The sequence below is a fragment of the Dyella sp. 01N448 genome (assembly GCF_056399225.1).
On sequence record NZ_JBFTQX010000006.1, the window covers coordinates 245,954 to 263,523 of the forward strand.

General features: G+C 65.3%; 20 protein-coding genes, 1 tRNA gene and 1 other RNA gene. 16 read left to right on the forward strand and 6 right to left on the reverse strand.

What is annotated here, in order from left to right; translation table 11 throughout:
* The first annotated feature begins 53 nt into the window (after positions 1-53).
* The 10 genes from AC1DKY_RS13120 (at position 54) to AC1DKY_RS13165 (ending at position 6,085) form a co-directional block, all read left to right on the forward strand.
* Complete coding sequence (locus AC1DKY_RS13120; protein WP_441604038.1) at positions 54-779, forward strand: 3-deoxy-D-manno-octulosonic acid kinase; 726 nt, start codon at positions 54-56, stop codon at positions 777-779.
* Complete coding sequence (locus tag AC1DKY_RS13125; protein ID WP_441604039.1) at positions 776-1,534, forward strand: MBL fold metallo-hydrolase; 759 nt, start codon at positions 776-778, stop codon at positions 1,532-1,534. The genes AC1DKY_RS13120 and AC1DKY_RS13125 overlap by 4 nt, the downstream gene beginning before the upstream one ends.
* A gap of 24 nt (positions 1,535-1,558) precedes the next feature.
* Positions 1,559-2,062 carry a DinB family protein gene (locus AC1DKY_RS13130; protein ID WP_441604040.1) on the forward strand — a complete coding sequence of 168 codons (504 nt, stop codon included), beginning with the start codon at positions 1,559-1,561 and terminating at the stop codon, positions 2,060-2,062.
* 101 nt (positions 2,063-2,163) lie between these two features.
* Positions 2,164-2,256: transfer RNA gene (locus AC1DKY_RS13135), tRNA-Ser, on the forward strand.
* Positions 2,257-2,316: 60 nt separating this feature from the next.
* Positions 2,317-2,413: signal recognition particle sRNA small type (ffs, locus tag AC1DKY_RS13140), an RNA gene on the forward strand.
* A 135-nt stretch (positions 2,414-2,548) separates the two neighbouring features.
* Entirely contained in the window at positions 2,549-4,237 is a 1,689-nt protein-coding gene (gene dnaX, locus AC1DKY_RS13145; RefSeq protein ID WP_441604041.1) for a DNA polymerase III subunit gamma/tau, read from the forward strand.
* Between the two features lie 20 nt (positions 4,238-4,257).
* On the forward strand, positions 4,258-4,581 hold the full coding sequence (locus AC1DKY_RS13150; protein WP_046970131.1) for a YbaB/EbfC family nucleoid-associated protein: 324 nt from the start codon (positions 4,258-4,260) through the stop codon (positions 4,579-4,581).
* 136 nt (positions 4,582-4,717) lie between these two features.
* Positions 4,718-5,311, forward strand: a complete 594-nt coding sequence (gene recR, locus AC1DKY_RS13155; protein ID WP_441604042.1) for a recombination mediator RecR — start codon at positions 4,718-4,720, stop codon at positions 5,309-5,311.
* A 4-nt stretch (positions 5,312-5,315) separates the two neighbouring features.
* On the forward strand, positions 5,316-5,723 hold the full coding sequence (locus AC1DKY_RS13160) for a GNAT family N-acetyltransferase (protein WP_441604043.1): 408 nt from the start codon (positions 5,316-5,318) through the stop codon (positions 5,721-5,723).
* A 17-nt stretch (positions 5,724-5,740) separates the two neighbouring features.
* Positions 5,741-6,085, forward strand: coding sequence for a histidine triad nucleotide-binding protein (locus AC1DKY_RS13165; RefSeq protein WP_441604044.1), 345 nt, complete (start codon positions 5,741-5,743; stop codon positions 6,083-6,085).
* 61 nt (positions 6,086-6,146) lie between these two features.
* Here AC1DKY_RS13165 and AC1DKY_RS13170 read toward each other — a convergent pair whose 3' ends face one another.
* The 4 genes from AC1DKY_RS13170 to AC1DKY_RS13185 are packed head-to-tail and all read right to left on the reverse strand — an operon-like array spanning position 6,147 to position 10,676.
* Entirely contained in the window at positions 6,147-6,764 is a 618-nt protein-coding gene (locus AC1DKY_RS13170; RefSeq protein ID WP_441604045.1) for a Slp family lipoprotein, read from the reverse strand.
* A gap of 47 nt (positions 6,765-6,811) precedes the next feature.
* Positions 6,812-8,779: a transglutaminase TgpA family protein gene (locus tag AC1DKY_RS13175; protein WP_441604046.1), complete on the reverse strand. Its 1,968-nt coding sequence runs from the start codon at positions 8,777-8,779 to the stop codon at positions 6,812-6,814.
* Complete coding sequence (locus AC1DKY_RS13180; protein WP_441604047.1) at positions 8,779-9,735, reverse strand: DUF58 domain-containing protein; 957 nt, start codon at positions 9,733-9,735, stop codon at positions 8,779-8,781. Before AC1DKY_RS13180 ends, AC1DKY_RS13175 begins: the two co-directional genes overlap by 1 nt.
* On the reverse strand, positions 9,735-10,676 hold the full coding sequence (locus tag AC1DKY_RS13185) for an AAA family ATPase (protein ID WP_441604048.1): 942 nt from the start codon (positions 10,674-10,676) through the stop codon (positions 9,735-9,737). The genes AC1DKY_RS13180 and AC1DKY_RS13185 overlap by 1 nt, the downstream gene beginning before the upstream one ends.
* Positions 10,677-10,717: 41 nt before the next feature.
* Here AC1DKY_RS13185 and AC1DKY_RS13190 point away from each other — a divergent pair, with 41 nt between their 5' ends.
* The gene (locus AC1DKY_RS13190) at positions 10,718-12,313 is read left to right on the forward strand and encodes an ArnT family glycosyltransferase (RefSeq protein ID WP_441604049.1); all 1,596 of its coding nucleotides are present in this window, start codon (positions 10,718-10,720) and stop codon (positions 12,311-12,313) included.
* 1 nt (position 12,314) lies between these two features.
* Here AC1DKY_RS13190 and AC1DKY_RS13195 read toward each other — a convergent pair whose 3' ends face one another.
* The gene (locus AC1DKY_RS13195) at positions 12,315-12,899 is read right to left on the reverse strand and encodes a Maf family protein (RefSeq protein ID WP_441604050.1); all 585 of its coding nucleotides are present in this window, start codon (positions 12,897-12,899) and stop codon (positions 12,315-12,317) included.
* Positions 12,896-13,351: a hypothetical protein gene (locus AC1DKY_RS13200; RefSeq protein WP_441604051.1), complete on the reverse strand. Its 456-nt coding sequence runs from the start codon at positions 13,349-13,351 to the stop codon at positions 12,896-12,898. The genes AC1DKY_RS13195 and AC1DKY_RS13200 overlap by 4 nt, the downstream gene beginning before the upstream one ends.
* Positions 13,352-13,524: 173 nt before the next feature.
* On the opposite strand from AC1DKY_RS13200, the gene AC1DKY_RS13205 reads away from it, so the two are divergent.
* The 5 genes from AC1DKY_RS13205 (at position 13,525) to fabG (ending at position 17,320) form a co-directional block, all read left to right on the forward strand.
* Entirely contained in the window at positions 13,525-14,004 is a 480-nt protein-coding gene (locus tag AC1DKY_RS13205; protein ID WP_441604163.1) for a YceD family protein, read from the forward strand.
* Positions 14,005-14,022: 18 nt separating this feature from the next.
* The gene (gene rpmF, locus AC1DKY_RS13210) at positions 14,023-14,217 is read left to right on the forward strand and encodes a 50S ribosomal protein L32 (protein ID WP_046970143.1); all 195 of its coding nucleotides are present in this window, start codon (positions 14,023-14,025) and stop codon (positions 14,215-14,217) included.
* 147 nt (positions 14,218-14,364) lie between these two features.
* Positions 14,365-15,339, forward strand: coding sequence for a beta-ketoacyl-ACP synthase III (locus AC1DKY_RS13215; RefSeq protein WP_441604052.1), 975 nt, complete (start codon positions 14,365-14,367; stop codon positions 15,337-15,339).
* Positions 15,340-15,561: 222 nt separating this feature from the next.
* Entirely contained in the window at positions 15,562-16,509 is a 948-nt protein-coding gene (gene fabD / locus AC1DKY_RS13220) for an ACP S-malonyltransferase (RefSeq protein ID WP_441604053.1), read from the forward strand.
* 67 nt (positions 16,510-16,576) lie between these two features.
* On the forward strand, positions 16,577-17,320 hold the full coding sequence (fabG, locus tag AC1DKY_RS13225; protein ID WP_441604054.1) for a 3-oxoacyl-ACP reductase FabG: 744 nt from the start codon (positions 16,577-16,579) through the stop codon (positions 17,318-17,320).
* Positions 17,321-17,570 lie beyond the last annotated feature (250 nt).

Consider the following 17,570-nt stretch of genomic DNA (forward strand, 5'->3'; position numbering starts at 1 on the left):
GCTAGAATCATCGGACTTAGGGCTCGGGGCGGGCGTCTGAAGCGCAGAGGGCGATGCAGGAACGAATTCGCGAGAACGCCGCTGGTGTGATTCTGTTCGACGCCGCGGTGTCCCCACAAGTCGAAGACGATTGGTTCGAGCCCGAAGCATGGCGCGAACGCGGTGGCTTGCGCCAGCAATCAGGTGGTCGCGGCGGCGTGGCCATCATCGAGACCTCGGCGGGTGAGTGCGTGCTGCGGCACTATCGGCGCGGCGGCATGGTGGCCAAGCTGATGGGCGACCGCTACTTCTGGCGCGGCGCGCAGCACACGCGTTGCTTCGCGGAATTCCGCCTGCTGGGCTTCATTGCCTCGCGCGGACTGCCTAGCGCGCAGCCGGTCGCCTGCCGTTACCAGCGTCATGGCTGGTTCTATACCGCCGACCTGATCACCCGCCGCATCGCCCATGCGCAAACGCTGGCCGAGTGTCTGGCAGCTGGGCAACTGGACGGTGAAATGGCCGAGCTGGTCGGCGCGCTGGTGGCGCGTTTTCATCGCGCCGGCATCTGGCATGCCGACCTCAATGCCCACAATGTGCTGGTGACGAGCGATGAGCTGTACCTGATCGACTTCGACCGCGGCTGTCTGCGCGAGCCCGCCGAGAGCTGGCAGCAGGCCAATCTGCAACGCCTGCGCCGTTCGCTGCTGAAGCTGGGCGCGGCCGCACAAGGCGAGGCCGCGTTCGACGAGCAGTTGTGGAAACCCCTGATCTATCGCTACGAGCGTACGCTGAGAGCATGAACTGGTCCCTGCATTTCCTGGGTGTGGGTGCGGCGCACGCCGTGGAACTGGGTTCCTCGGCCGTCGTGCTTGAGCGCGACGGCAAGCCGCTGCTGCTGATCGACTGCGGTCCGGACACGCTGGATCGCTACGTCGCCGCGTATGGCGAGCCGCCGCGTGCGCTCTACATCACGCATACGCATATGGATCACATCGGCGGCATGGAGCGGCTGTTCTTCCGCCTGTGGTTCGACGAGCAGTGGCGGGGACGCACGCAGGTGTTCGTGCATGCCGCATTGCTGCCCTGGCTGCAGGCGCGCGTGGCGGATTATCCGAACGTGCTGGCCGAAGGCGGCGTCAATTTCTGGGAGGCTTTCCGGCTGGTTCCGTGCACGCGCGGCTTCTGGCTGGATGGGCTGTGGTTCGATGTGTTTGGCACGCGCCACCACATGGCTGGCACGTCCTACGGCGTGGCGCTGGCGGGCAGTTTTGCCTATACGGGTGATACGCGTCCGATTCCCGAGGTGCTTGCTCGCGTTGCGGCCGGCACTGAACTCATTGCCCACGATTGCGGTCTAGTAGGCAACCCCTCCCATACCGGCATCGACGACATCGAGCGCGAATATCCACAAGCATGGCAAGCGCGGTTGCGGTTGTATCACTACGGCAGCGAGGCCGATGGACAGGCACTGGCTGCACGGGGATACACCGTGGCTCGTACAGGCGAGCGAGTCGCCCTGCCTGCGCCGATGCCACCGCGTCCCGAAGCCGGTTGACCCCACTGCAGGACTTTCCGATCCATGTCCACGCCACACCTGCGCAAGCTGCTGCGTTATCGAGCCTGGGCCGACGAGCTGATCTATGACGCCGTGGCCGCACTGCCGGAAGGCGCCTCCACCGCGCCCCGCGCCACCATTTTCGGGAACATGTTGCGCACGCTCAGTCATAGCTGGGTGGTTGACGACATCTTCCAGGCCCACCTGCAGGGGCGTCCGCACGGCTACACCAGTCGCAACACGCCCGAGCCGCTGCCGTTCGACGAGCTGCGGGCGCGCCAGCAGGCCATGAATGCCTGGTATCTGGAGTACGCCAGTTCGCTCACGCCGGCGCAAGCCGCCGAGGTCGTCACTTTTGAGTTCATTGGTGGCGTGCAAGGGCGCATGAGCCGCGAGGACATGGTGCTGCACGTGGTCAATCACGCCACCTATCACCGCGGTTTTGTGGCGGATATGTTCTACCAGGTGCCCGTGAAGCCGCCGGCGACCGACTTGCCCGTTTTCTTCCGGGATGTGCCCCAGGAATGAACCTGGCGGTGGGTCGATATCTTGTATGAACGGCCCGGCCCCGCTATCCTCTCGCTTCTTTGCCGGGGCCCAAGGGTGCTGGCAAGGGGTTTCACCATTGCGGAGAGGTGTCCGAGTGGTTGAAGGAGCACGCCTGGAAAGTGTGTATACGGCTTATCCCCGTATCGCGGGTTCGAATCCCGCCCTCTCCGCCAGTGAGTGAAACCTGGCGCCGGCCTTGAGCCGACGCACAATGTACGTCTCTATGGTGGCCCTGTCGGTCCCCCCGCGACGATAGTTCGTAAATTCCGCCAGGCCCGGAAGGGAGCAACGGTAGCGAATGATTCGGGTGCCGGGGTGTGGCTGGCAGGGCCGCCGCCTTTTCAGGCCCATCGATCTTTCAGTCCCCTTCGATCCCGTCGCGTCATACTGCTGGATGAGCCGGCCGTTACTGACTTGCTGTCCGCGACTTGGCACAATCGACTTTCGCCCAAAGATAGGCACGGTATGTCTTATCAGGTACTCGCTCGCAAGTGGCGCCCCCGCAAGTTCGCCGAACTGGTCGGGCAGGAGCATGTGGTGCGCGCGCTCACCAATGCGCTCGACACCGGTCGCATGCACCACGCCTATCTGTTCACCGGCACCCGCGGCGTGGGCAAGACCACGATTGCACGCATTTTCGCCAAGTCGCTGAACTGCGAGCGCGGCGAATCGGCCGATCCCTGCGGCGAGTGCGCGGTCTGCACGGCGGTAGACCAGGGCCGCTTCGTGGATCTGCTGGAAATCGACGCGGCCAGCAACACCGGCGTGGACGATGTGCGCGAAGTGATCGAGAACGCGCAGTACGCACCGGCGCGCGGTCGCTTCAAGGTTTACCTGGTCGACGAAGTGCACATGCTCTCCAAGCCGGCTTTCAACGCCTTGCTGAAGACGCTGGAAGAGCCGCCGCCGCACGTCAAATTCCTGCTCGCCACCACCGACCCGCAGAAGCTGCCGGTGACGGTGCTGTCGCGCTGCCTGAAGTTCAATCTCAAGCGCCTGCTGCCGGAACAGATCTCCGGCCAGATGCGCCACATCCTCGGCGCGGAAAACATCGCGTACGAAGACGCAGCCATTGTCGAACTCGCGCGCGGCGCGGATGGTTCACTGCGCGACGGTCTGTCGCTGCTCGACCAGGCCATCGCCTACGGTGGCGGTTCGCTGCGCATCGACGACGTGCGCGCCATGCTGGGCAGCGTTGCGCGCGGACAGGTGCTTGGCCTGCTGCAGGCGCTGGCTGCCGGTGATGGCGACACGCTGATGGCCGAGTGCACGCGCATCGCCTCGTTCTCGCCGGATTTCGGCGGCGTGCTGGACGATCTCGCCAGCGTCTTGCATCGCATCCAGCTGGTCCAGCTGGTGCCGGGTTATCGTCCGGAAGAGAACGGCAACGACGACAGCGCGCTGGTCGATCTGGCCCAGCAGCTGGCGCCGGAAGACGTGCAGCTGTACTACCAGATCGCCACCAGCGGTCGCCGCGACCTGGCCTTGGCGCCCGACGCGCGTACCGGTTTTGAAATGTCCCTGCTGCGCATGCTGGCGTTTCGTCCGGCCGATGGCGGTGGCGCACCGGCTGAACGGCCTTCGGCGGGCGCCGCGGCGCGCGTGGCCACGCCGCCGCCGCGTGCCGCCGCACCGGTGGCCAACGAACGCATGCACATGGCCAGCGTGGCCGAGCCGTCGCCCGCGCGCGCTGCGCCGGCGCCGCCCGTGGCTGCACCGGTTGCCGCTGCGCCCGCGCCGCGTGCCCCGGTGGCCGTCGATGCACGCGGATTGCCGCATTGGGAAAGCCTGATCGAACAGGCCAACCTGCGCGGACCGTTGGGGCAGCTTGCCCAGAATGCCGTGCTGCGCGACCGCGAGGGCCACACCCTGGTGCTGGCCTTGCAGCCCATGCATATGCATCTTGCCGTCGAGCCGATGATTGGCCAGATGGAAGATCGTGTCGGCCAGGCGCTGGGCGAACGCATCAAGCTGCGTTTCGTCGAAGAACACGGCGCCGCCGGCCAGACCCCTGCGGCACGCGCCGCCACCGCCCGCGTCGCAGCCCAGTCGGCTGCCGAGCAGGCCATCGAGGAAGATCCCCTGGTGCAGTCGCTCAAGCGCGAATTCGGCGCGCGAGTGGTGCCACAGTCGATCAAGCCGTTTGAACACTGAACGAGATAGCGGAGTTACCCATGAGAGGACAGATCGGTCAGCTGATGCAGCAGGCCCAGCGCATGCAGGAAGAAATGAAGCGTGCGCAGGAAGAGATCGCCAAGCTCGAAGTCACCGGCAGCGCCGGCGGTGGCCTGGTCACCGTGCTGATGACGGGCGTGCATGAGGTGCGCCGCGTGCAGATCGACCGCAAGCTGTTTGCCGATGATCCGGAAATGGCCGAAGACCTGGTCGCTGCGGCGATCAACGACGCGGTGAACAAGGTGGCGGATGTCAGCAAGAACAAGCTCGGTGGCGTGACCTCGGGCATGAATCTGCCGCCCGGCTTCAAGATGCCGTTCTAACGCACTCTTCTGTGGGAGCGCACCCTGTGCGCGACAGCCTACGGAGCTGGGATGCCGTTGCGAAAGCCGATGACTGGTTTTGCGCATCATCGCCGCGGTCGCGCACAGGGTGCGCTCCCACAATGACTTTGGAATCATGAGCAAGCTACTCACCGATCTCATCGAAGCGCTGCGTTGCCTGCCTGGCGTGGGCGGCAAGAGTGCGCAGCGTATGGCCTTCCATTTGCTGGAGCGCGACCGCGAACGTGGCCAGCGTCTCGCCCAGGTGATGGAACAGGCCATGCGTGAGATCGGCAACTGCTCGCGCTGCCGCAATTTCAGCGAGACGCCGGTGTGCAACCTGTGCTCCAGCAGCAGCCGCGATCGCCAGGTGTTGTGCGTGGTGGAGTCGCCCACCGAGTTGGCCGCCATCGAACAGGCTACCGGCTATCGCGGGCAGTACTTTGTGCTGCTGGGTCGTTTGTCGCCGCTCGACGGCCTGGGTCCCGAAGAGCTCGGTCTGGATCGCCTGGCCGAACGCCTGGGCGAAGGCGAGATCGAAGAGCTGATCATCGCTACCAATCCCACCGTCGAAGGCGAAGCCACCGCGCACTATCTGGCGCAGCTTGCGCGTGCGGCAAACGTGCGGCCGACGCGACTGGCCCATGGCGTGCCGCTGGGTGGCGAGCTGGAGTACGTCGATCGCGGCACGCTGGCCCACGCTTTCGGCAGTCGCCAGCAGCTGGATTGAGGCGATGACGCCCACGCTCAGCCTGGAGATTCCCGGCAACCAGGAATACCGGGCGCTCCGCAGCGCAGCCGGCCTGAGCATGATGTCCGAAGAAGGTGCGGCGATCGGTCTACCGGCCAGCTGGTGCTCGGTGGGCGTGCGTCACGAGGGCGAGCTGATCGGTATGGGGCGCGTCGTGGGCGATGGCGGCCTGTTCCTGTTCGTGGTCGATATCGCGGTAGCGCCGGCTTGGCAGGGCAAGGGCCTGGGGCGGCGCATCATGCAGGCACTGATGGATGAAGTGCATGCGCGCGCTCCGCTGCGCACCATGGTGGCCCTCATCGCTGATGGCACGGCGCACGAGCTCTACGCCAAGTTCGGATTCAAGCTGGTGGCGCCAGGCGCACAGGGTATGCTGTTGCGGCTGTCATAAAAGCTAAGGAACCAGTCATGGGCGACACCATCTTCGGCAAGATCATCCGTCGTGAAATTCCCGCCGATATCGTCTATGAGGACGATGACGTGCTGGCATTCCGCGATCTCAATCCGCAGGCGCCGGTGCATGTGCTGTTCGTGCCCAAGAAGCCGATCGCCACGCTCGATGGCGCCACGGCGGCCGATGCGGAACTGCTGGGAAAACTGCTGCTGGCTGCCGCCGCGTATGCGCGTCACGAGGGCCTGGCCGATGAGGGCTATCGCACGGTGATCAATTGCAACGAGCATGGCGGCCAGACGGTGTTCCATCTGCACGTGCACCTGCTGGGCGGACGTCGGATGCATTGGCCGCCGGGCTGAACCTGCGCGGTTGCGGGCACAAAAAAACGCCGGCTTGCGCCGGCGTTTTCTCTGGACGCGATCAGTGGTGCGGCGGCGGAGGCGGACGCACGATCACGCGCGTGCGGTAGTAGCCGCCGTAGTAACCACCGTAACCGCCGTAATAACCACCCCAGCCACCCCACGGGCCCCAGCCCGGACCCCAGTAGGGACCCCAGAACGGGTCGTAGTAGCCCGGGCCGTAGTTCACGATCACGCGCTTGGGCCACAGGTACACCACGTTGGCTTCGATGCGCGGATAGGCGTAGTTGTACTCGCCGATCTTCTCCGACATCGTGCCCTGGATGACGCCGGTGACGGTGATGTCGCGACCAGCGGTAAACACTTCCGGATCGTAGAAACCGGCTCGGCACGCTACGAAGCGGCCCTGCGTTTGGCCGTCCGTGCTCGCCGATTCCGGGCGGGCCTGGTCATCCAGCGGGCGCTGCAGTACGTAGAAGCAGGTTTCCTGCGGACCGGGTTTGGTCTCGATGATCTGGCCGCCCCAGCGAACCTGGGCGCCGGCGGCGCCATTGCCTTCCTGCTGGGCGGCAACGGAGTTGACCTGGGTGAACGTGCCCTGCAGCGGTTGCGGCACCGTTGCGCAGGCCGCCAGCGTGGCCACGGCGGTCGCGAGAATCAACGGCTTGTACATGGACATGACGCTTCTCCATCGTGTGGTGGATGCGGCGCATCCACGGTTCAATATCATTTGACCACGCGACGCGGTCGAAAGTCCCGCGCAGCCTGTCGAAAGTTTTTAAGCAAGTCAGCTGGCGGTTCGTCGTGCGCGTAACGCAGTTCCAGATACGTCCTCTTCAAGTGTTCCAGCTGGTCGCGTTGGCTGGGGAGGGCCCGCGCGGCGCGGCTGAAGTAGTGCTGCGGTCCTTCGCTGTGGCGACGGGTCACGCCCGCCGCGGCCAGTCGTTTCTCCAACAACCGCATGCTTGTATGTGCTCGATCCGCTTCCGGACGTTGCCACATGGCCCATAGCAAACCGCCTACAGCAAATAGCGAACCGCCGATGGCGAGCAACAAACCCAGCATGCCGACATTGGTGTCCTGCACACCGAACGGCGTCAGCAGGCCGCGCTGCCGCAGCGTGTCAAAGCCGATAACGCCTTGGATCCACCACTGGTTGACGATGTCCCAACGGTTGCGCCATGACAGCCACCACTGGTTGGGTGCCCAGTCAGCTGCCGTGGCATTGGCTGCCGCGGACCCCTGGCTCACGCGTTCCGGACGCACGGCCGCGGTGGGATCCATGCGTACCCAGCCACGCTCGGGCAGCCAGACTTCGCTCCATGCGTGGGCATCGGCTTGGCGCACCAGCAGGTAGTTGCCCATGCTGTTCCAGTAGCCGCCCTGGTAACCGGTGACGACCCGGGCGGGAATGCCGGCCGCACGCATCAGCACCACGAAGGACGAGGCATAGTGCTCGCAGAATCCTTCGTGCGTGCCGAACAGGAAATCATCGACCGTGTTGTGTCCCAGCGGGGTGGGCGTCAGCGTGTAACTGAAGCCGCCGTCATGGAACAGCGTCATCGCGGCCTGGACGATCGCGGCATCGTTGCTGCCGTATTGGCCGCGCCATCGTTGCCCCAGTGCCCGCGCCTGCGGATCGAAACCCGGCGGCAATTGCAGGGCCCGTCGCCGATCGCGTTCGCTGAGCTGCCCCTGCATGCGGTAGCTGGGCGCCGAGCGCAGCGAGTAGACGAGGGGATCGTTGACCGGACGATCGGCACGCATTTCGCGGTCCGCGCTCATGCTTGCCTGGGCCGGCGCTTCCAGCGGCACGTCGAGCGCAGGCAACACGCGTTGACCGGTCGCTTCCAAGGTCACGGTGTACTGGGTGACTGGGCCGTGTTCGACGGTTGCCGGACTGCCGTTGCGCTCGCTGCCGTTCCAGGTGCGACCGTCGTAATTCCACAGCACATACGCACGGAAGTAGCGCTGCTGATTGGGCGGCGGCGTACCGGCGAAGGCCACGCGCATGGCGGGTCGCTCATCCTCGAACAGTGCGGCGAAGTCCCCGGGCGACATGTCAGCACTCAGGCCAGTGCGGCCCTGCGTGCTACCGGGGGCTCCCCATAACGGCGAACTCAGGCGCGGAACGAAGACAAAGGCCAGCAAGGCGAGCGGCAACGATGCGGCGAGCAGTTTGAGCGCGGGCAGCAGTTCGCGCGGAAGACTGCTTGCCGGCCTTGCGGGCTGCAGTGCGCGCAGCGTCGCCAAGGCGGGCAGCAAGCCTAGCGCCACCAGCACCGTGGCCACCATGCCTTGATCGAACAGCAGCGCCGTCATCAATGCAAAACAGGAGAATGCCGCACCGACGCGCGCGTCGCGCGGTGTCTCCGTTTCGAACAGCTTGAGCACCAGCAGGCCCGCCACCAGCGCCGCACCAGGCTCGCGCCCGAACAAGGTGCTGTATTGGGAGATTACCGCCGCGGTCAGCAGCGCCAGCAGCGACAGTTTCAGATAGGCCGGCGCGCGTCCCGGTCGCTGGCGGCGTTGCCACCAGCGCAGTCCAAGCATCACTGCCAGCGCGAGCGTGAACCACGCCGGCAGATGGGGAGCATGTACGCCGAGCACCACGGTGACGGTGATGCACAACAGGTCGAACGGGCGTCGCTCCAGCGGCGCCTGGTGTTTGTGCCGGAACAGGGAAAGACGCATCACGGCATCCGGGCCAACGCATTCATGCAGTGGCTGTAGTGGCTGCGGCCATGCCCCAGGCCGATGTCTTCGATGGGCAGCCACAAACTGGTGGGCCGTCCCACCGTCTCCGCTTCGCCCAGCCAGCGGGCCAGGCGTTCGATGCGTGCTTCGGGACTGAGCTGGGCGAGCTGGCGCCAGTCCAGATGCCACTCCTCCTGCGCCTCGGGTTGCTCGAAATCCTTCACCAGCAAGCTGTCGTGGCGTGCGCTGTGCTTCCACGAGATATGCCGCTGGGGATCGCCGGCGCGATAGGCGCGCAAGGCCGCAATATCCTCGCCCTGATGCAGGCGTTGCTGCTTGCTGGCATCACCGGGCAGCAGCGGCGGTGGGCCGCCGGTTTCAGGGTGCGGCCACACCAGCACGGACTGCTCGGGATGAATCCAGCTCCAGGCATGGAACAGCCCGAGCGGCCAGTTGCTCCACAGTTTGATGCGCGGCATGGGGCGCCAGCCACGACGCCGGGTATCCAGCTGCAGGGAGACCAGGGTTTCGCCGTGTGCCTCGACGGCAAAGGCTTCGGCCTGGCCGTTCATGTCCGCGTGTACCGAGGTATGCGCGTGGCCGCTGCCGCTGAACACCAGGGTGATCGCCATGGGCTCGCCCGCGATCGCCTGGCCTTGCCGGATGCCGGTGAGCTTCAGTCCATCAAGGCTGCGAAACGCAATCAGCATGCTCGCCGAGGTGGCCGAGCCGAGCAGACAGGTGAGCATCAGTGCGGCGTTGTTGGTGTAGTTCAACGCACCCACCAGCATGATCAGCAGGAGCACCGTAAAGGCAGCGCCAAAGGCGGTCGGCACGATGTAGACGCGCCGCCGATGCAGCACGATCGGCAGGGATTCGGGGCGCTTGTAGCGAGTGAGTGCGGGCAGGCGTCGTTCTGCCCAGGTCTGGACGCGACGAATCGCGGCGAGCATTAATCCACCGCGACGTCGGCAAGCAGGCTGCGCGCGAGGCTGTCGCCGCTCGCGCCCCGGGTGGTGACCAGGCGATGCGCCGCCAGCGGTACGAACAGCGCCTGGATGTCCTCCGGCAATACATGTTGGCGGCCGCTCAGCATGGCCCACGCGCGCGCGGCGCTCAGCAGCGCCAGGCCGGCGCGTGGCGACAGGCCGACGCGAACGTCCGCATGACGCCTGCTGGCGGCCAGCAAGGCCTGCAGGTAATCCAGCAGTGCGGCGCTCGCCGTCACCGATTGCGCTCGCCGCGCCAGTTCGGCCAGTCCGGCCACATCCAGTTGCGGCGTGAGTTGGGCTAGCAGGTCGCGTCGGTCGCTGCCGGTCAGTAGCGCGCGTTCTGCGGCAGCGTCGGGATAGTCCAGCGACACACGCAACATGAAGCGGTCCAGCTGCGAGTCCGGCAGCGGGAAGGTCCCGGCCAGATCGAGCGGATTCTGCGTGGCCACCACAAAAAACGGCTGCGGCAGGATATGCGTCTGGCCGTCCACCGTGACCTGGCCTTCCGCCATCGACTCGAGCAGGGCGCTCTGCGTCTTGGGCGTGGCGCGATTGATTTCATCGGCCAGCAGCAGGCCGGTAAAGATGGGACCGGGATGGAATCGGAACTGCCCTGTCTCGCGCTCGTAGACGCTCACCCCGATAATGTCCGAGGGCAGCAGGTCGCTGGTGAACTGCACGCGCTGGAAATCCAGCTCAAAGCTGGCGGCCAGGGCATGGGCCAGGGTGGTCTTGCCAACGCCGGGCACGTCTTCCAGTAGAAGATGGCCGCCAGCAAGCAGGCAGGTGAAGGCCAGCTTGACTTGGCGCGGCTTGCCAAGCAGCACGCGATTGACCTGGGCCATGCTGGCCTCCAGCCGCGTGCGTAGTGATTCTTCGTGTAGCGGAGTAATGGCGGACATGGGTTTCTGGCAGCGGGGAAGGGTGATGCGGAACAGAGCTCATGCGTGACACCCCCAGTGTAGCCGTGGGTTTCTCGCGCTGGCGAGCGGTGTTCGTGATCGCCTTCGCAGTGCTCTGCGTGCTCAAGATCATGCTTGCTGCAAGCCTGTCACCGTTTGGTGACGAGGCGTTTTACTGGCAAGAGAGTCGCCGCCTGGCCTGGGGCTATAGCGACTTGCCGCCGCTCACGGCCCTGCTGATCCACTTTGGCGAGCACATCGCCGGGCACGGCGTGTTCGGCATGCGCTGGCCTTTCCTGCTGATCGGCAGCCTCCTGCCATGGCTGGTGCGAGCCTTTGCCCGCGAGGCCTTCGACGAACGCACCGGCTGGCAGGCCGGCCTGCTGTGCCTGGTCTTGCCGCTGGCGGGCAGTCTGGGCGTGCTCGCTTTACCGGACGTGCCGCTGACCGTGGCGATCACGGCGGCCCTGCTTGGCCTGGTGCGGGCGCTGGATCGCGACTATTTGCGCGACTGGCTGCTGCTCGGCCTCTCGCTGGGCGTGTGCTGGCTGACCCATTACCGGGCCGCCATGCCGATGTTGGCCGGCCTGCTGTTTTGCGTGATGACCCCGCGTGGTCGGGCGCAGTGGCGCCGTCCAGGTCTGTGGCTGGCCATGGCGATGGCTGCGCTGGGCCTGATCCCACTGGTCATTTCCAATTGGCAGCACCACGCTGCAGGCCTGGCCTTTCAACTGGTCGAACGCAATCCCTGGCAATTCCATGCCGACGCCCTGGTGCAGCCGCTGGAGCAGGCGGTGGCCTGCACGCCGTTGCTATACCTGCTGCTGCTGTGGGCGGCATGGGTGAGCTGGCGGCGTCGTGAGGAGGGGCGGCCGTGGGACCTCATCGCGATCGTGTCCGGCTGCTTCCTCGTCGTCTATTTCGCGCTTGGCCTGTTTGCGGACGACATACGCTTTCGGGCGCACTGGCCTTTGCCCGGCTATCTGCCGCTGTTGGCCGCATTGCCTGTCTTGCTGCGCGAACGCCGGCCGTGGCGCCAGGCGTGGTTGACCGCTGCGTTCGTGCTGGCGGCGGCGGGTCTGCTTGGCGGCCTTGCGTATCTCGGCCTGGCCGCCAGCAACAACGGTGCGCCTGTGTTGGCCGGCTTCAAGGCGTTCCCGGCGCGTTTCGTTGGCTGGCGCGAAAGTGGCGACATGGCGCGCGAACTGCTCGCCTCGCATCCAGGCGTGGTGGTCGCCGACAACTTCATGCTGGCGGCAGAAATCGATTTCCAGTTGGGCGGCAGCGTGCCGGTCTACGTGCTCGACAGTCCACTCAACGTCAAGCACGGGCGCGCACCGCAGCTGGTCTGGTGGGAACTGGACGAAACCGCCTTGGGCCGACGGCATGGTGGCGAACTCATGTTGCTCGCGGTGGATGAAAAAGCGCTGCGCGTGCATGAGCGGGCGGACTGGTTGCGTGCGCTGTGCGGCCGCATCAACCAGCCAGCACCGCTGACGCGGCTGGATCTGTTCGACGGGCGCCGCCGGATCGCTTTTTATGCAGGAACGGTCCCGTTGTCGCTGCCAGCCATGGCGACGGCCAGCGATGCCTGCCCGATTTGGCGAATCGCCGCGGTGAACGACGAACAACCCTGAGTCAGGGCAGGGCGATGCCTGCTTCGCGCAGCATGCGTGCAAGTGCAATCAGCGGCAGGCCAATCAAGGCCGACGGATCCTGGTTGTCGATCCGCTCGAACAGGCTGATGCCCAGTCCTTCGCACTTGAAGCTGCCGGCGCAATCGAGCGGCTGCTCGCGTTCGATGTAGCGATCGATCTCGTCCACGGTGAGGCTGCGAAACATCACCACGGTGTGGTCGACATGCACGCGATCCTCACCCGTGCGGGTGTCGTGCAGGCACAGCGCCGTATGGAAATGCACCTCGCGACCGGAGCTCGCCAGCAGCTGTTCGCGGGCGCGCTCGGCCGTGCCAGGTTTGTCGAGCACCATGCCGCCCAGTTCGGCAACTTGATCGGAACCAATCACCAGCGCATCGTCCAGTCCGGCGGCTGCGGCGCGCGCTTTGGCGATGGCGAGCCGACTGGCGCGATCGCGTGGCGTTTCATCGGGCAGGGCGGTCTCGTCGGTGCCGGGAGCGCGTTGTTCGAAATCGTCGACGATGCGGCGTAGAAGTTCGGCCCGATAACGCGAGGTCGAGCCCAGCACCAGGGTGGGCAGGCTCATGCGTCGTGCTCGCGGCGCAGGTGTTCCCGCATGGCGCTGTCCAGATCGTGCTGGGCGCGATCCAGGGCTGCCAGCAGCGGCTGCAGGCGATCGCGGGTATCATTCATGGATGCGACGGCTCTATCGAGTTCCTCCTGCGAGGCTTTCGGTGCGGCGTCGCGGATCCAGATGCGTTGTTGCAGCAGGGAGCGCAGGCCCGCGTCGATCGCGTGGCGCGCCTCCTGTTCGCTGCTGGCGGGCAGATCCGGATTGAGCGACATGACGGCGTGGGCCTGTTGCAGGCCGGCTCGACAGGTCTTGAGATCCGCTTCCACCTTGTCGGCCAGCTCCAGCAACTGAAGCAGGCTCAGCGTCCGGCGATCGGCACGACGCCGATAGGCCAGGATGGCCCCGACCAGGGCAGCGGCAAGGATCAGCAGCGCAGCGATGCCGAGCGTCAGGTAGGGGTTCACGGGCGGCCAGCTCGCAGGAGAGGTGGTCAAAGTCTGCCGTACCGGGGCCGTTCAGGCAAAATTGGCCAAGTCAGCGCTCGCGGACCCGCCAGCCCGTTGACTTCAATGGGTTGTAATCCTATGATTTCGGGTCTATGTCCGTGACACTGCCAGAGTCCGTGGACGCTTGGCGCATGGTCTCGGCGCGGCGTTCGTTCCAGGGGGAGTTCCCCGTAGTCGCCATGAAGCGATTGGGCGAGGCCTTGGCCGGTACGGAAGGGACGGCGCACTACGAGCTGGATTTTGGCCGGGACGAGTTTGGTACGGCGTACCTCGACGTGCGTGTCCAGGTTCCTGTCACGCTGACCTGCCAGCGCAGCCTGGAGCCGTTTGTACTGCCCATGGCGGTTGATAGCCGGCTGGGATTGATCCGCTCCGAGCGCGATGAAGCGGCCTTGCCGCCCAACGTCGAGCCGCTGCTGATCGCCGACGACAGCAAGCTCAACCTGCTGGAAGTCATCGAAGACGAATTGTTGTTGGCGCTGCCGCTGGTCCCGGTCAATCCGGACAGCACATTGCCTGAAGACGTAGTAGGCCCCACGCCGGAGGAAGTCTCCAGCGAAGGGCGTTCCGATAACCCGTTCGCGGTTTTGCGCGAACTCAAGAAAAACTGATTTAGCTGGAGATTCGCCATGGCCGTTGCCAAGAGCCGCAAGACCCCGTCCACCCGCGGCATGCGTCGTTCGCACGATGCGCTGAAGACCGTGCAGCTGTCGACCGATCCGACCAGCGGCGAGGTGCATCTGCGCCACCACGTCACCAAGGACGGCTACTACCGCGGCAAGAAGGTCATCCAGACCGCCGGCGCGGTGGTCGAAGAGGATTAATCGTTTCCCGCAAGGGATACGGTTCCGCATGGCGGCGCGATTTCGCGCCGCTTTGCGTTTATGCGATCACCCACGTAACGTTGGCGGTTTGGAAGCTGGCTTGAGCTGTTGAGGCCGCTTCATCCCAATCCGTCGCATGGAAAGTTAATGGCCCAGATTTACGCCCGCATCACCGGCACCGGCAGCGCACTGCCTGAGCGAGTGGTGACCAACGCCGATCTCGAGAAGATCGTCGAGACCAGTGACGAATGGATTGTCAGCCGCACCGGCATTCAGCGCCGCCACATCGCCGCCGAAGGCCAGACCACCGGCGACCTGGCCACCGAAGCCGCGGAGCGCGCCCTCGAAGCTGCCGGCGTCAAGGCGTCAGAGATTGATCTGATCGTGCTCGGCACGACCACGCCGGACATTATTTTTCCGTCCACCGCCTGCCTCGTGCAGCATCGCCTGGGCGCCAACGGTTGCGCCGCGTTCGACGTCAATGCGGCCTGCTCGGGCTTCGTCTACGCGCTGGGCATTGCCGACAAGTTCATCCGCAGCGGCCAGTCCAAGAAAGTGCTGGTGATCGGCGCGGAAACGCTGACCCGCATGGTCGACTGGACTGAGCGCGAAACCTGCGTGCTGTTCGGCGACGGCGCCGGCGCGGTGGTGCTGGAAGCCTCGGAAGAGCCGGGCATCTACGCCACGCTGCTGCATGCCGACGGCGGCTTCAAGCATCTGCTGTACAACCCGGTGGGCGTCTCGGTCGGCTTCAAGGACGAGCCCAACCACGGCGTGCGCATCAACATGGCGGGCCGCGAAGTGTTCAAGGTCGCCGTGAAGACGCTCGACTCGCTGGTCGACGAAACGTTGCAGGCCGCTGGCATGGACGAATCGCAGATCGACTGGCTGATTCCGCACCAGGCCAACCTGCGCATCATCGAGGCCACGGCCAAGCGCCTGAAGATGCCGATGGAGCAGGTGATCGTCACCGTGCAGGAGCATGCGAATACCTCGTCCGGCTCGGTGCCGCTGGCGCTCGATTACGCCGTGCGTTCGGGCAAGGTCAAGCGTGGTCAGAACCTGCTGCTGGAAGCGTTTGGTGGCGGGTTTACGTGGGCTTCGGCGCTGTTGCGCTACTGATTGTCCAGTTGCACGAGATACAAGGCCGCCTCCGGGCGGCCTTTGTCTTTCCTGTGGGAGCGCACCCTGTGCGCGACTGGCCTCAGGGCTGACCGAGGGGCGTTGTGGTCGCGCACAAGGTGCCCTCCTACAGGTGTCGCGTGTCGAAATGACTGAATACAGCTGCGTATGGCGCTGATTACTGGCACCATTCCGTTTTTCGATTTCAGAAAACCCCTATCCATGACCGATACCGCCGCCACGCTAGCTTTCGTTTTCCCTGGCCAGGGTTCGCAATCCGTGGGCATGCTGGCCGAGCTGGCCGCTGCGCATGCGGAAGTGAAGGCCACGTTCGACGAGGCATCGCAGGGCGCGGGCACCGACCTGTGGGCGCTCAGCCAGCAGGGTCCGGAAGAGGACCTCAACCGCACCGAGAACACGCAGCCGGCACTGCTCGCCGCCAGCGTGGCGGTGTGGCGCGTGTGGCAGAAGCTGGGTGGCGCGACGCCTGCGCAGATGTCCGGCCACAGCCTGGGCGAGTACAGCGCTCTGGTATGTGCCGGCGCCTTGTCGCTGCATGACGCTGCTGCACTGGTCGCCGAGCGCGGTCGCCTGATGCAGGCCGCCGTGCCGCCGGGCGTGGGCGCGATGGCGGCCATCCTTGGTGGCGACGATGCGCAGATTGCGGCGGTGTGCGAAGAAGTCGCGCAGGGCCAGGTCGTGTCGCCGGCCAACTTCAATTCGCCCGGCCAGCTCGTCATCGCGGGCAATGCCGAAGCGGTGGATCGCGCGTTGGCCAAGCTGGCGGAGCAGGGCGTGAAGAAAGCCATCAAGCTGGCCGTGTCGGTACCTTCGCATTGCGCACTGATGCGCGACGCGGCCGATCGCCTGGGCGAGCGCATGGCGTCCATCAACTGGGCATTGCCGTCTGTGCCGGTCGTGCAGAACGCCGAAGCGCGCAGCTACGACAACCTGGACGATATTCGCGGCGCGCTGCAGCGCCAGCTGTATCTGCCGGTGCGCTGGACGCAATGCGTGCAGGCGCTGGTCGCAGGCGGTGCGACGCGCATGGCCGAAGCTGGTCCGGGCAAAGTGCTGGCAGGCCTGATCAAGCGCATCGACAAGAGCGTGGAAGCGCGCGCCATCGGTACGCCGGCCGAGCTGGAAGCCGCCCGTACCGAGTGGGCCTGATTCCCGGCACTTTCCCGATTCATGCGGCTGGACGGATTGCCGTTTAGCCATCCAAAGGAAATAACAGATGAGCAAGACACTGCAAGGTGAAATCGTCCTCGTCACGGGCGCCAGCCGCGGCATCGGTGCGGCGATTGCCGACGAACTGGCGGCGCAGGGCGCCACGGTCATCGGCACCGCCACCAGCGACAGCGGTGCGGCGGCGATCGGCGAGCGTCTTGCCGCGCACGGCGGCCATGGCCGCATGCTCAATGTGACCGATGGCGCGTCCATCGATGCGCTCATCGACAGCATCGCCAAGGAATTCGGCCCGGTCTCGATCCTGGTCAACAATGCCGGCATCACGCGCGATCAGCTGCTGATGCGCATGCGCGATGAAGACTGGCAGGCCATTCTCGATACCAATCTCACCTCGGTGTATCGCGCCTCCAAGGCGGTGATGCGCGGCATGATGAAGGCGCGCAAGGGCCGCATCATCTCGATCGCTTCGGTGGTCGGCGTCACCGGCAACCCGGGCCAGTCCAACTATGCGGCGGCCAAGGCTGGCATCATTGCGTTCTCCAAGTCGCTGGCGCGCGAGATCGGTTCGCGCGGCATCACCGTGAACGTGGTGGCGCCGGGCTTCATCGATACCGATATGACGCGTGCGCTGCCTGAAGACGCCCGTACGGCGCTGCTGGGTCAGATTGCGCTCGGGCACCTGGGTCAGGCGACCGATATCGCGAAGGCCGTGGGCTTTCTGGCGTCCCCGTCGGCGGCTTACATCACCGGCGAGACGCTGCATGTGAACGGCGGCATGTACATGCCGTAAGCCCTCAAGAAAGGGCGGCAAGCCCTTCTGTTGGCCCCCAATTGTTTGAAACGGCCGAATTGCCCTCCATCTATGGGGACGGGCAGTCCGGTGCGCCGGCGCGGGCCGGCTTAACACGGAGTTGTCGCAAGCTACATCGTTTTAGGCGACAATTGCTTCTTTCGCGCCGGCCCCGTGGCCTGCGTATCACCATTGCTGGCGGATCATGGCGGCCTTGCGGCTTAACCACTACAATCCGCCGGCCATATGT

Coding starts and splice junctions, on each gene's coding strand:
- AC1DKY_RS13120 (WP_441604038.1), top strand. CDS start 54: ATGCAGGAACGAATTCGCGAGAACGCCGCTGGTGTGATTCTGTTCGAC.
- AC1DKY_RS13125 (WP_441604039.1), top strand. CDS start 776: ATGAACTGGTCCCTGCATTTCCTGGGTGTGGGTGCGGCGCACGCCGTG.
- AC1DKY_RS13130 (WP_441604040.1), top strand. CDS start 1,559: ATGTCCACGCCACACCTGCGCAAGCTGCTGCGTTATCGAGCCTGGGCC.
- dnaX (WP_441604041.1), top strand. CDS start 2,549: ATGTCTTATCAGGTACTCGCTCGCAAGTGGCGCCCCCGCAAGTTCGCC.
- AC1DKY_RS13150 (WP_046970131.1), top strand. CDS start 4,258: ATGAGAGGACAGATCGGTCAGCTGATGCAGCAGGCCCAGCGCATGCAG.
- recR (WP_441604042.1), top strand. CDS start 4,718: ATGAGCAAGCTACTCACCGATCTCATCGAAGCGCTGCGTTGCCTGCCT.
- AC1DKY_RS13160 (WP_441604043.1), top strand. CDS start 5,316: ATGACGCCCACGCTCAGCCTGGAGATTCCCGGCAACCAGGAATACCGG.
- AC1DKY_RS13165 (WP_441604044.1), top strand. CDS start 5,741: ATGGGCGACACCATCTTCGGCAAGATCATCCGTCGTGAAATTCCCGCC.
- AC1DKY_RS13170 (WP_441604045.1), bottom strand. CDS start 6,764: ATGTCCATGTACAAGCCGTTGATTCTCGCGACCGCCGTGGCCACGCTG.
- AC1DKY_RS13175 (WP_441604046.1), bottom strand. CDS start 8,779: ATGCGTCTTTCCCTGTTCCGGCACAAACACCAGGCGCCGCTGGAGCGA.
- AC1DKY_RS13180 (WP_441604047.1), bottom strand. CDS start 9,735: ATGCTCGCCGCGATTCGTCGCGTCCAGACCTGGGCAGAACGACGCCTG.
- AC1DKY_RS13185 (WP_441604048.1), bottom strand. CDS start 10,676: ATGTCCGCCATTACTCCGCTACACGAAGAATCACTACGCACGCGGCTG.
- AC1DKY_RS13190 (WP_441604049.1), top strand. CDS start 10,718: ATGCGTGACACCCCCAGTGTAGCCGTGGGTTTCTCGCGCTGGCGAGCG.
- AC1DKY_RS13195 (WP_441604050.1), bottom strand. CDS start 12,899: ATGAGCCTGCCCACCCTGGTGCTGGGCTCGACCTCGCGTTATCGGGCC.
- AC1DKY_RS13205 (WP_441604163.1), top strand. CDS start 13,525: ATGGTCTCGGCGCGGCGTTCGTTCCAGGGGGAGTTCCCCGTAGTCGCC.
- rpmF (WP_046970143.1), top strand. CDS start 14,023: ATGGCCGTTGCCAAGAGCCGCAAGACCCCGTCCACCCGCGGCATGCGT.
- AC1DKY_RS13215 (WP_441604052.1), top strand. CDS start 14,365: ATGGCCCAGATTTACGCCCGCATCACCGGCACCGGCAGCGCACTGCCT.
- fabD (WP_441604053.1), top strand. CDS start 15,562: ATGACCGATACCGCCGCCACGCTAGCTTTCGTTTTCCCTGGCCAGGGT.
- fabG (WP_441604054.1), top strand. CDS start 16,577: ATGAGCAAGACACTGCAAGGTGAAATCGTCCTCGTCACGGGCGCCAGC.